This is a genomic window from Arthrobacter sp. fls2-241-R2A-172 (assembly GCF_030208885.1).
Lineage (GTDB): Bacteria > Actinomycetota > Actinomycetes > Actinomycetales > Micrococcaceae > Arthrobacter.
Map to the genome: position 1 here is coordinate 485,286 of NZ_JARVTB010000002.1, position 11,666 is coordinate 496,951.

An 11,666-nucleotide genomic window follows, 5' to 3' on the forward strand; every position below is an offset into this window, starting at 1 on the left:
GTCCGTTACGGCGTCTGCACCGAAGCCAGGACGGCATCGATGACGGTTTCCACGGAGATCCCCTCAACGACGGCATCGAAGCCGAGAATGATGCGGTGGCGCAGGATGCGGTGGGCAAGGTTCTTGACGTCTTCCGGGATGACGTGGTCGCGGCCGCTGAGCAGGGCAAGGGCCCTTGCCGCCTGGCTGAAGGCAATGCTTGCCCGCGGACTGGCACCGAACTCAACCAGGCCGGCAAGTTGGGGTTCGAGGTACTGGCTTGCGTTGCGGGTGACGTAGGCCAACCCCACGATGTACCTGACAATGGCCGGATCGATGTAAACCCTGCGCACCAGCTCCTGGACCTGGAGCACTGCATCCAACGATGCTGCGGCAGGCGGCTTCAAGTCCGGATTGAACACGCCGGCATCGATCCGCCGGATCACCTCTGCTTCCTCGGCCGGGCTTGGATAGTCCAACACATCCTTGAGCATGAACCTGTCCATCTGGGCCTCGGGGAGGCGGTAGGTCCCTTCCTGCTCAATAGGGTTCTGCGTTGCCAGTACCAGGAACGGCTTGGGCAGCGGATAGGACTCCCCGCCAATGGATGTCTGCCGTTCCTGCATGGCTTCCAACATGGCGCTCTGGGTCTTAGCGCTGGACCTGTTGATTTCGTCAAGCAAAACGATGTTGGCGTGGACCGGGCCGAGCTGGGTAACGAACGTCCCCTTCGCAGCGTCGAAGATCTGCGTACCGGCGATGTCGCTGGGAAGAAGGTCCGGTGTGCACTGGATCCGGCGGAACTCTGCGCTGACCGATTCGGCAATGGCTTGGGCCGCCGTCGTTTTCGCCAGGCCCGGAACGCTCTCGAGAAGCACGTGACCGCCAGTCAAAAGACCAAGGACCAAGGTCTCGCGCAGGCGGGTTTGGCCCACCACCTTATTTTCGAAACTGCGGACAATGCTACCCACGAGCTGCTGGGCACGGGCCATGTCCGGGGCGTCAATGCCGGCCGTGGCAGTGGTCTGTTGCACTCGTGGTCTCCTTGCTGGCGTTGTTTGGCCACTCTATCCAAGTCGGGGTCGAAAAAAGCCGCAATGGGCAGCCCTCCCCATGCGGACGCCGCGGGTCTATCCTTTTGCCATGCACCAGCTACCAGCCGCCTACCAGAACTACCTAGCGAGCCAAACCCAGCATGTTGTGGACGCCGTCCGCCCTGTCCTGCTGCAGTCAGCGGCGGATCAACGCCACGGCGTCAGGATCACCTACAACACTGGTCCCACGGGTCATCAAGCCCACTTGGACGAGTCGATACCTTACGGCGAAATCGTCGAGGACATCGACTGATCCCGTCCGCGCTAACCCTTCATGGCGCCGGACAGGGCAAACGAGTTCCCCATGCCCCGGGACACCAGAGCATAAAGGACCAGCACCGGAACTGAATACAGGATCGAGAAAGCCGCCAACTGCCCGTAGGCTATGGCGCCGTGCTGGCCAAAGAAACTGAAGATCGACACCGAAGCAGGTTGCTTCCCCGTGGACAGCAGCAGGATGAAGGGGACGAAGAAGTTTCCCCATGCCTGGATGAACACGAAGATCAACACCACGCCCAGGCCCTGCCCCATCAGCGGCAGCACGATGGTGCGAAGCGCCACCAGATTCGATGCACCGTCGATCCAGGCAGCCTCCTCGAGTTCCAGGGGCACGGAGTCCATGAAGTTCTTGGTCATCCAGATCGCCATGGGCAGGGTGGTGGTGGCCATGAAGAAGATGGTTGCAGCCATGGAATCCAGCAGTTGCAGCTGGACGAACAGACCGTAGACCGGAACCATGATGGCAGTCACGGGCAGGGAGGTACCGAACAGGACCGTGTACAGGAAAGGCTTGTTGAAGCGCGACTGGTACCTGGACAACGGGTACGCTGCCAGCACGGCAGCCAACAGGTTCACTATTGCGGTGCCGGCCGAGAGCAGGAAACTGTTGGCCAGGGGCCTGAACAGCAGCTCCGGGGTCAGCACGGCACGGAAATTATCCAACGACGGCGTTTCGGGCACCTTGGCCTGGTAGCTGGCTTGGGGATCGACGGCGGCAAGCGCCAGCCACAGCAATGGCACCACGAAACACACCCCAACGAGGACCAAAGCGGCATTCGCACCCAGCTTTGCCCGACGGCGTGAGCCGGTTCCCGGCGTCGTACGCTGTGTCCGCGATGGCACCTCCGTCCGGCTCATGCGCGCTTGTCCCGCAGGAGCTGCACGTACACCGCGCCAAAAACCATGCCCAACACGATCAGCACGGAAGCCACCGCCGTTCCGTAGCCGATGTCACCGAACTTGAAAGCCTCCTGGTAGGCCAGCACGGGCAGAGTGGTACTGGCGTTCGCTGGTCCCCCTGCGGTCATCACCCAGATCAGGGTGAAGACGGCGAGGGTCTGCAGAGTGATGAGCATGAGGTTGGTCGCTATGCTGCTCCGGATCAGCGGAAGCGTGATGAACGCCAGGCGCTGCCAACCCCGAGCCCCGTCCATCAGGGCTGCCTCGGAGACATCCCGGGGAACGTCAGCCAGCGCTGCCCGGTACACCAGCATGGAGAATGCTGTGCCGCGCCAGGTGTTTGCAAGGATGATCGCCACCATGGGGAAGGAATACAGCCAGTCCGCGCCGGGGATGCCCATGCCGCCAAGGATCTGGTTCAGCGTCCCGTCCCGGTTGAAGTAGGCGTATGCGGCGAAGGCGGCAACGATCTCCGGCAGCACCCATGCCGTAACCACTGCCGTTCCCACCCAGGACGACACGGCCTTGCTTGAACGGGTCATCAGCAGTGCTATCAGCAGGCCCAGACCGCTCTGGCCAAGCACGGCAGATGCCATGACGAAAACCACCGTCAGCCAGGCGGCCAAGGGAAAGGAGTCATCGCCAGCCATGCGGACATAGTTGTCCATGCCCACCCACTGGGGGTCCCTGGCTCCTTTCCCGGACAAGGCAGCGTTGGTGAAGGACGCATAAAACGACCACACCACCGGAGCCAGGAGGAACACCGTCAACAGCACAATCGACGGAGCCACTGGCAGGAGCCGCAGGAAGCGGCGGACCGTCATTTCTCCAAAACCTTGTCCTCCCCTACCAGCTTCCGTAGGGCGGCGTCGTAGTCGGCTGAGGCGTCTTCGGGACTTTTCTTGCCGGTGATCACGGCTTCCGTGGCTTCCTGCACGGCGGTGGAGATCCTCGGGTAGTCAGTGGTCGCAGGCCGGTAGTGTGTCACTTTCACCAGGTCCGAGACATCCTTCACGAACGGGTTGGCAGCCAGGTACCCTGGGGCGGCCGCAACATCTGTCCGGACAGCGATCTGGGAATTGTTGATGTCGTAGGACAAAGCGTTCTTCTTATTCAGGACCGTAGTGAGGAATGAGAAGGACAGGTCGGGATTCTTGCTTTTCGCACCCAAGGCCAGGGTCCACCCGCCCGACATGCTCACCCCGCCGGGTTCCTGCCCCTTTTGAGTGGGAAACATCGCAACGCCCATGTCCTGTTCGTAGCCGGGCCATTCGTACGCTCCGCCTTTCTGCCAGAACGACGGCGCGTAGGAGCCTTCCACTGTGGCGCCCAGCTTGCCTTTCGGGAACCATTCACCGAAGACCTTTTTCCACACATTCGCGTCCAGGGCCTCGGCCGGGCTGACAGCCAGCTTCTCGTCATACAGCGTTTTCAGGAAGGCCAACGAGTCAGTGAATCCCTGTGAACCGACCACCCATTTTTTCTCGTGCTCGTCGTACAGGGTGCTGTCCGTGCCGTACAGCAGTTCGTAGAACCCCTGCATGACTGTGCCCTCGCCGGTTGCCTTTCCGGCGTAGAGGTTGAACGGGATGGCCTCAGGGTCCGCGGCTTTGATGGCGCGGGCTGCGGCCAGGATCTCCTCCCAGGTTTTGGGTTGCCATGGCACGGGTATCCCGGCCTTCCGCAAGACGGCTTTGTTGTACCAGATGGCACGTGTGTCGGTGCCGAGCGGTACAGCGTAGACAGCGCCGTCGTCGGCTCGTCCGGCTTCCTTGGCTGCTTCGTCGAACGCGGGCCAGTCGCTCCATTTTTCGAGGTAGCTGTCCAGCTTGAGGAGGTAACCGGCGTCGACGTCCGAACGGACCTTGAAGGTGTCTTCGTAGAAGACGTCGGGAGCTGTGTCGGTGGAACGCTGCGTCAGGGCCAGCTTGGTCCCGTAATCGTCGTCGTTGGCCTGAATGGGCTGGAGATCAACGGTCACCCCGGAATGGGCGGCTTCGAATTCCTTCTTGGCATCCTGCATGACCGCGTCCAGCGCCGTGAAGGAATCCGTTTTTTGGTACACGATCTTCAGCGTCTTGTTCTCCGCTGCATCAGGGGAGGGTGAGCACGACGTCGTCGCCGCAAGGATGGCAGCGACAGAGAACATGGCGGCAGATCGGTATGTGGCAGTTCTTACCCGGAAGGTCTTTATTCGGCTGCCCATGAGGCTCCAATCGGTCGAAAGGTGGCTGCAAGCCAGCACTTCATCGTGACACCTATGCGAGGTGGCCCAGCCTTACGGCTATTCAGTTGTCCCTGCCTGGCCTTAGCCCTCCAGCAGGAGCCTTTGCGCGCGCGGGGCGAGCATGTGTTCCAGGACCAGGCATGCGGCACCGATCGCGCCGACGTCCTCGCCAACCCCTGTGCCCACGACTTCGAGCCCGTGGATCGCACGGGCCGCATTGTTCTGTTCCAGCAAGGCGGGCACCCGTTCCAGGAAGTACGGCGACATCCGGCCCCAGAAGGGCCCGCCAAACACCACGCGCTCCACGTCCAGCGTGTTGGTTACTACGGAGACTGCCCGGGCGACGAGTGTGGCTGACTTGTCCAGGATCGCAATGGCCTTGGCGTCACCGGCATCGGCTTTGTCGCACAACTCGGCGAACCGCTCCTGGACTTCCGGGCCGTCTGCTCCCTGGCGCTTTCCGTCCAGGACGCCGGCCTCTTCGGCTTCGGCAACAAGGACCTGGGGGATGCTGGTGGACTTGACGCACCCGCGCTGCCCGCAATCACACAGGGGACCGTCGGGATCCACCACAATGTGGCCGATTTCGCCTGCGTTACCGGACGTGCCACGCACGACTTCGTCATTGAGGACAATGCCGCAACCGATACCGGTTCCCATGTACATGAAGACAAAGCTGCCTGCGCCACTGGCGCCACCTGCCCAGGTCTCCGCAACCGCTGCGCTGGTGACATCCTTGTCCACGAGGGTTTCCAGGCCCGTGGCTTCGGCCAACGCTTCGCGGATTGGTACCCGGTCCCAGCGGGTCAACAGCGGCGGCTCCACTACAGAGCCCTCGTCGAGGTCGATGGGACCAGGGACCGCAACGCCCAGTCCGGCGATCTTGGACGCGTCAACGCCTGATTCCTGGATGAGGATATCGATTTGCCCTGCGATGCTGGTGATCACGTCCGCCGGGTCACCGCCTGGGGTGGCCATGCGTGAATGCCGGACGACATCACCCAACAGGTCCAGGACCACGAAGGTGATGACGGCCGGGTCGAGATGAACGCCCACCGCGTACATCCCCGCGGGGTTCAGGCGCAGGATGGTCCGGGGCTTACCCGGCCCCGATCCTTCCTTGCCGGCCTCCATGATGAGCTGTTGGTCAAGGAGGCGCCGGGAGATGTTGGAGATGGTCTGCGGTGAAAGCCCAACGATTTGCGCCAGTTCAACGCGACTGAGCCCTCCCGGGGATCGCCGGATCGCTTCCAGGATGACGGTGAGGTTGAAGTCACCCATCCTGGGTAGATTCGTTCCGCGCCTAGGTGTCGGCTGCCGGATCTCAGTCACTGATGCCCCTCGTCATTGGAAAAACGTCGTCAATTAAGTCTGTCTGAATCGTACGATACCCACGCCACCACGGATATGAGCACACGCAGGCGCGGGGGTCATGGCTTGGTAACGATGAGCCCGGGATGCCCTCAGGCTTTCCGGCTGCGAGTCACCGTGAACTTCGGGTTACGGCCTTCCTCCACAGTCGGCCCGACATATCGCTCCAAGGCCGGACGGTACTGGAGGTGGCTGTTGTACACGGTCCATAGTTCCCCGCCGGGCGCCAGCACCCGTGCCGCGGCTTCAAACAACTTCAGGCCGGCACCGGCATGGACGCTTGCCCCCAAATGGAAGGGCGGATTCAGCAGGATCAGGTCCACGCTCCCGGCCTCGAGGCTGGACATGGCGTCGTCGTGGATCACGCTGATGCGCTCTGCCAGGCCGTTCGCGGCTGCGGTCGCGGTGGCAGATGCGACGGCCGCCGCGGACTGGTCTGTGGCGATGACCCGGGCACCTGGTTGATGGCGGGCGTACATGGTGGCAAGGATTCCGGTTCCGCAACCGAGGTCCACCACCTGCCGGGCCGCCGGAATCCGATCGAGGAAACCAAGGAGGTAGCGGGTTCCAATGTCCAGGCGGGCTCCGGAAAAGACGGCTCCGTGGGCGCAGACGGTGATTCCCAATTCGGGGTTGGCTTCGACCACGGGGAATGGCGGCTCGTCGGGGACTGGCCTGGGTCCCTTAGCTACGAGGATCCGCGATTTTTGCCTGGCCAACTGGGGCTGGACTGCGGAGAAGTACTTCTCCAGGACTGCGTTCATCCCGACGGACATGTGTTTGACGCGTCCACCGGCGAGCAGGACCGCATCCGGTCCCGCGAACCGGGCAACGGCGTCGGCAATTTCTTCCAACTCGGCCAACGACTTAGGCAGCTGCAACAGCACCAGGTCCGCGTCCTGCAGCAATTCCCGCCCGAGTTCGTGCGGGGTGTACAGTCCGTCCAAGCCTGCCGCGGCGGCATTGCGCTGCAATGCGGCCCTTCCGGTAAACAGGTCCTGGTTGACGCGGACATGCCCGACGCCGGGACCAGACAAGGCGCCCAGGGTCAGGGCCCCGTAACGGTCACCAATGACTACAACCTGGCTATCGGGCCCGAGGTAACCTTCCGCAGTCTCCAGCAGCAGCCGATCTGTGGCGTCGTAAGCCTGCAGGTTGTCCGCTTCGACGTCCGGAAGCCGGCTCAACCTACCGAACAGCGCTTCGAGTTCCCATGCCGTCACAACGCGTTTCCTGCTTTCCTTGCTTCAATGTCTCGACTTATTCCACGACCGGGAGCACTCTGGAGGCACAACACAAACACCCGTCCGCCCCGTGGCCCACGAACCGGCCCAAACACTGACGGGCATCGGTCCCGGCGGCCGTAGGAGCCAGGGCGCCCGGACCAGCAACAGTTGCTCCCCTCCCCTGCGAGAAGCCATGAGTGTCAATGCTGTCACGAACCTGGAAGTAAAGTCCCACAATTCCCCAGATGAATCACGCCACCCTGAGAAGACCACGCTGGATCTTGTCACCGTAGGAGACTACACAATCGGCCGCCTGACCTTTGAGCCCGGATGGACGTGGGCCGACTGCATCAAGCCAGTGGTCGGCACCGACTCCTGCCAGTTGAGCCACGTAGGATTTTGCGTGTCCGGCAAACTGGACGTGGAAACCACCGACGGCGGACGTATAAGCATCTCCCCCGGCGATTCATACACCATTCCTCCCGGCCACAATGCATGGGTGGTCGGTGACCAGCCGTTCCAAGGAGTCGAGTTCGTCAGCGGCGCCGAATTTGGAAAGGCACTTTCGGAGTAGCCAAGACCTGCGGGAAACAAAAGGACCCCGCTCTCATGAGCGGGGTCCTTTTCCGAAGTGGAGCTGAGGGGACTCGAACCCCTGACCCCCTGCATGCCATGCAGGTGCGCTACCAGCTGCGCCACAGCCCCGGAAATGCTTGCTTTTCCGTGAAGTTTTTCTCTTCCCGTCGAAGCAACTCGTCAATAGTAACCACAATTCACTGAGAAGCGAAATCATCTCAAGGTGAGGTGCGTCACCCGTCAAAACTCCCTGCAGCCGGGCCTCCTCCGGGCGTACGCGGCAGCCGAGGTGCGCTGGAAATCCATCGCACCTCCCCCCAAGCCGGCTGCCGGTGAGCCGCGCGGGAACACCCTTGCGGCTCACCTGAAGTCTAGGAGCCAAGCGGTAGTAAACCAAACCGATCAGTCGGTTTTGCCGTAATCGGGTTCACCAACAATGCGGTGATAGCGTTGTCGGGACGCAAAGCTGCCCGATGCGCCAGCGAATCCGTCCCCCACCGAGAGGCTCTGCATCCCCATGCAACAACGTGCGAAGGACACCAGGCTGGCCGTCATTGAAGGTGCGGCCAGCGTATTCGCGGAGATTGGCTACGGGAACGCCAGCCTGACCGACATCACCAAACGTGCCGGCGTAACAAAGGGAGCCCTCTACTTCCACTTCACGTCCAAGCGGGAACTCGCCCTGGCCGTCATTGAAGAGCAACACGCCCTGGTGCTGGCGTCCGGCGCAGAAATAATCGGGTCCAGCAAGCCCCCCATCGACAAACTCATCAGCCTTTGCCGGATGTTCGGCCAGCAGCTTCTTGACGAACCCATCGTCCAAGGCGGTATCAGGCTCACGTTTGAAGCAACCGCGTTCCAAGCAGACGTGTCCGGACCCTACGAAGACTGGATCAACACCGCCGAACAGTTGCTTCGACAGGCCGTGGATGAGGGCCAGGTGCGGCCGGACCTGGATCCCGCGGCTTTCTCCCGGTACCTGATCGCATCCTTCACCGGCGTGCAGATGGTCTCGGATGTCCTGACCGACAGGAAGGACGTCATGCTCCGGATCGACCAGATGTGGGAATTCATGCTGCCGGCATTGGGTGTAGGTACCAGCACCTGAGTGCCAGGACCGTGCCGAGCCGCCACGCACGTAAAGCTGCGGTGAAAAGGAAAGAGACCCTGCCTTCTCCATGTCTTCCATGAAGTAGGCAGGGCCTCGATTGGTGGAGCTGAGGGGACTCGAACCCCTGACCCCCTGCATGCCATGCAGGTGCGCTACCAGCTGCGCCACAGCCCCATATCTTCGCTGCCCAGCACCTGGCATTTCAGCCATCCGCGCCGAAGCAACTCAAATATCTTAGAACAGCGATTCCGAAAATTCCAAATCGGGCATATTCGGTGCCGCGCCGTCCTTAGTGCTCGGAATCCTCCGCGGTGACAGCCTTGGCGGAAGCGTCGTCACCCAGCTCAAGGTCCACCACAGGGCAGTCCTTCCACAGGCGGTCCAAGGCGTAGAAGACCCTGTCCTCTGCGTGCTGGACGTGAATGACGATGTCGGCGTAGTCCAGCAGGACCCAACGGCCCTCGGAGCGTCCTTCGCGGCGCACCGGGCGGAGGTCCTGCTTCAAGAGTTCTTCTTCAATACCGTCAACAATGGCGTTGACTTGGCGTTCCGTCGGAGCCGAGGCGATCAGGAAAACGTCTGTGAGTGCCAGACGCTCGCTGACGTCGAGGGCGACGATATCCTCGGCAAGTTTTCCGGCCGCGGCACGCGCGGCGTGACGGGCGAGGGTGATGGATTGTTCATGTGCAGACACGGGGACTCCTTGTTGTGGCCTGTGGCCTGTGAATGGCGTGAGCCGTTGTTGAGCGGAACTAGCCGCTGGTAATCATGATGATGCCGACGATGAGCGCGACGATGCCCAGTGCGAGGACACCGAACTGCAGCAGCCTGTTGCGCTGGGCCCTGGCCAGGCCGGCCGTGTTGGCATCGAGTGGGTCAAGACCGTAGGCAGTGCTCGCCGAGATCGGCGGCCTTTGCTTTTCTTCGCCAGTGTCCACCGGAGGGGCCGATTTCTTGCGGGCCGACCGCGCTACAGCTTCCGCGCGGGCCAGGACGCCGGCACGGCCGCGTGAGCCCGGCTTCTTTTCGGTTGCCGGTTCAGCTTCAAGCTTGGGACCGGCGGACGTAATCAGGGGAACAAAGGTTGTGCTGGGCCGCTTCATGACCGGCCGTTCGACACCTGGTACCTTGACGAACTCCAGGGGCGTGACCATGGCAAGGTTATTAGCTGTGGAAGGACCCGAATTCCCGGGATTTGGCTTACGTGGCTCGGCCTTGGCTTGGTCCGGCGTCGCCTGTTCGGCCAGTTTCTGCTTCGCAGCGGCACGCTTATTCAACACGGCCGCGCGCTCCGCCAAGGCAATCTGCTGGGCCAACACCTCTGGATCAACTGCCAGGGGGTCCTGCTCGGCAATGTGTTCCAGTTTCGCGGTCTGGTTTTGGACCTGCGCCGCGATCATCTCGCGGACTGCCAGGGCCTGCTCCACCGACATATCGGATTCTGTTGGGCCGCTCTTGCCCGCTCCGTCGGTCGTCGGGGAGGCTGCCGGATCGGCAGGAGCCGTGACGGGCTTGCCATCGGCCGCCGCTGCGGGCTTGCCCGCGTCCGGTGCCGGAACGATGGGGTTCATGGACGTGGCAACTTCAGCCTGGAGCTGCTGCAACCTCAGCTGGCGACGCGTTGGCGGGCCGCCACCGGAGAGCTGTTCCTCCTTGTCAGCCAGGTCCTTGATGGTCCGCAGGGCTGCCCGATCACGGGCGCGGATCTGGGATGAACGCTCCTGTGCTGTGGGTCCCACAGCGTCCACGGGCGCGTTTGCCGCGCGCCTGTTACGCGCATTCGGGCGGTCGGCTTCTTCGGCGGCAGCCGCCTCTGCGGGGTCGCTTGACGTAGCGCCCGGCCTTGTTTCCGGGTGCTCTTCCCGGGCACGGCGAAGCTCGCGCCTGCTGCGGATGGGTCGCTGTTCCTGGCTGCTCATTTAAAAACTCATTCAGTACGTGCTTGGTCGTCTGATCCGGATAATGCGGGCGACAGTTCCCCTGTCGAAGGCCGGGGTGCGTACAGCCCATATTTTGCGATGTACTGGACCACTCCGTCCGGCACGAGGTACCACACAGGGTTGCCCGCGCCGACGCGTGTCCTGCAATCCGTGGAGGAGATCGCCATGGCGGGCACTTCGAGAAGGCTGACATCCTCCGTCCGGCCCAAATCGTTCAGTTCGTGTCCAGGGCGGGTCACGCCGACAAAGTGGGCCAAGGACCACAATTCGTCGACGTCTTTCCAGGACAGGATCTGCGCCAAAGCGTCGGCACCCGTAATGAAGAAGAGGTCCGCATCAGGACGGAGTTCCCTCAAGTCGCGGAGGGTGTCGATAGTGAACGTCGGGCCTGGTCGGTCCACGTCCACACGGCTTACGGTAAAGCGGGGGTTGGAAGCTGTGGCGATCACTGTCATGAGGTAGCGGTGCTCGGGCTCGCTGACCTGCTTGTGCGACTTTTGCCACGGCTGCCCGGTGGGCACGAAGACCACTTCATCAAGGTCGAACTTGGCTGCGACTTCACTTGCAGCCACAAGGTGGCCGTGATGGATGGGATCAAACGTTCCACCCATCACGCCCAGCCGGAGCCTGCGCTCCGACTCCCCGCGAGGTATTGCGGCGATAATGTTAGTGGCCCTGGCCGTGGGTGTGCTTGTTGGGGTGCTGGCGGTGCGGATCGGAGTGCTCTTCCACTGCCTCGTGACGGTTGCCCAGGTTGGTGTAGGACAACGTTACGAACATGAGAACCAGCAGCAGGGCAAACATGGAGACGCCGAAGACCCACGGCTCGGCCCACAGCGGGGCGAGTTCCTCGTGGCCGCCTTCTGTCGCGGCGGCAATGGACGTGGCGATCTGCTGAAACAGCATCTTCTCCCCTAGTTGGTTCTCAAAGGATTTCGACGGCGGGACTCCCCGCCGTTCCGG

General features: G+C 62.2%; 13 protein-coding genes and 2 tRNA genes. 3 read left to right on the forward strand and 12 right to left on the reverse strand.

The window, feature by feature from the left end:
* Window positions 1–5: 5 nt before the first annotated feature.
* A complete protein-coding gene (locus QRM57_RS05085; RefSeq protein WP_284985800.1) occupies window positions 6–1,013 on the reverse strand; it encodes an AAA family ATPase in 1,008 nt (335 codons plus the stop codon).
* Between the two features lie 109 nt (window positions 1,014–1,122).
* Between QRM57_RS05085 and QRM57_RS05090 the strand changes: the two genes are divergently transcribed.
* A complete protein-coding gene (locus QRM57_RS05090) occupies window positions 1,123–1,326 on the forward strand; it encodes a hypothetical protein (RefSeq protein WP_374111492.1) in 204 nt (67 codons plus the stop codon).
* An 11-nt stretch (window positions 1,327–1,337) separates the two neighbouring features.
* Here QRM57_RS05090 and QRM57_RS05095 read toward each other — a convergent pair whose 3' ends face one another.
* From QRM57_RS05095 to QRM57_RS05115, 5 genes are all read right to left on the reverse strand, one after another.
* Window positions 1,338–2,210 (reverse strand): carbohydrate ABC transporter permease, encoded by an 873-nt coding sequence (locus tag QRM57_RS05095; RefSeq protein ID WP_284985801.1) that lies wholly within the window; start codon window positions 2,208–2,210, stop codon window positions 1,338–1,340.
* Window positions 2,207–3,076 (reverse strand): carbohydrate ABC transporter permease, encoded by an 870-nt coding sequence (locus QRM57_RS05100; RefSeq protein WP_284985802.1) that lies wholly within the window; start codon window positions 3,074–3,076, stop codon window positions 2,207–2,209. The genes QRM57_RS05095 and QRM57_RS05100 overlap by 4 nt, the downstream gene beginning before the upstream one ends.
* Window positions 3,073–4,458 (reverse strand): extracellular solute-binding protein, encoded by a 1,386-nt coding sequence (locus tag QRM57_RS05105; RefSeq protein WP_502868618.1) that lies wholly within the window; start codon window positions 4,456–4,458, stop codon window positions 3,073–3,075. Before QRM57_RS05105 ends, QRM57_RS05100 begins: the two co-directional genes overlap by 4 nt.
* Before the next feature lie 102 nt (window positions 4,459–4,560).
* Window positions 4,561–5,760 (reverse strand): ROK family transcriptional regulator, encoded by a 1,200-nt coding sequence (locus tag QRM57_RS05110; RefSeq protein ID WP_284985803.1) that lies wholly within the window; start codon window positions 5,758–5,760, stop codon window positions 4,561–4,563.
* A 182-nt stretch (window positions 5,761–5,942) separates the two neighbouring features.
* On the reverse strand, window positions 5,943–7,073 hold the full coding sequence (locus tag QRM57_RS05115; protein WP_284985804.1) for a class I SAM-dependent methyltransferase: 1,131 nt from the start codon (window positions 7,071–7,073) through the stop codon (window positions 5,943–5,945).
* A gap of 196 nt (window positions 7,074–7,269) precedes the next feature.
* On the opposite strand from QRM57_RS05115, the gene QRM57_RS05120 reads away from it, so the two are divergent.
* Window positions 7,270–7,650: a cupin domain-containing protein gene (locus QRM57_RS05120; RefSeq protein WP_235520867.1), complete on the forward strand. Its 381-nt coding sequence runs from the start codon at window positions 7,270–7,272 to the stop codon at window positions 7,648–7,650.
* 58 nt (window positions 7,651–7,708) lie between these two features.
* Here QRM57_RS05120 and QRM57_RS05125 read toward each other — a convergent pair.
* A tRNA-Ala gene (locus QRM57_RS05125) sits at window positions 7,709–7,781 on the reverse strand.
* 388 nt (window positions 7,782–8,169) lie between these two features.
* Here QRM57_RS05125 and QRM57_RS05130 point away from each other — a divergent pair.
* Complete coding sequence (locus QRM57_RS05130) at window positions 8,170–8,760, forward strand: ScbR family autoregulator-binding transcription factor (protein ID WP_284985805.1); 591 nt, start codon at window positions 8,170–8,172, stop codon at window positions 8,758–8,760.
* Window positions 8,761–8,861: 101 nt separating this feature from the next.
* Here QRM57_RS05130 and QRM57_RS05135 read toward each other — a convergent pair.
* From QRM57_RS05135 to QRM57_RS05155, 5 genes are all read right to left on the reverse strand, one after another.
* Window positions 8,862–8,937 (reverse strand) — tRNA-Ala (locus tag QRM57_RS05135).
* Window positions 8,938–9,052: 115 nt separating this feature from the next.
* Window positions 9,053–9,457, reverse strand: coding sequence for a ribosome silencing factor (rsfS, locus tag QRM57_RS05140; protein WP_211712230.1), 405 nt, complete (start codon window positions 9,455–9,457; stop codon window positions 9,053–9,055).
* Window positions 9,458–9,515: 58 nt separating this feature from the next.
* Window positions 9,516–10,682 carry a hypothetical protein gene (locus QRM57_RS05145; protein WP_284985806.1) on the reverse strand — a complete coding sequence of 389 codons (1,167 nt, stop codon included), beginning with the start codon at window positions 10,680–10,682 and terminating at the stop codon, window positions 9,516–9,518.
* A gap of 8 nt (window positions 10,683–10,690) precedes the next feature.
* Window positions 10,691–11,365 carry a nicotinate-nucleotide adenylyltransferase gene (nadD, locus tag QRM57_RS05150; protein WP_374111506.1) on the reverse strand — a complete coding sequence of 225 codons (675 nt, stop codon included), beginning with the start codon at window positions 11,363–11,365 and terminating at the stop codon, window positions 10,691–10,693.
* A 4-nt stretch (window positions 11,366–11,369) separates the two neighbouring features.
* Window positions 11,370–11,609: a hypothetical protein gene (locus tag QRM57_RS05155; protein ID WP_235520871.1), complete on the reverse strand. Its 240-nt coding sequence runs from the start codon at window positions 11,607–11,609 to the stop codon at window positions 11,370–11,372.
* Between the last annotated feature and the right edge of the window lie 57 nt (window positions 11,610–11,666).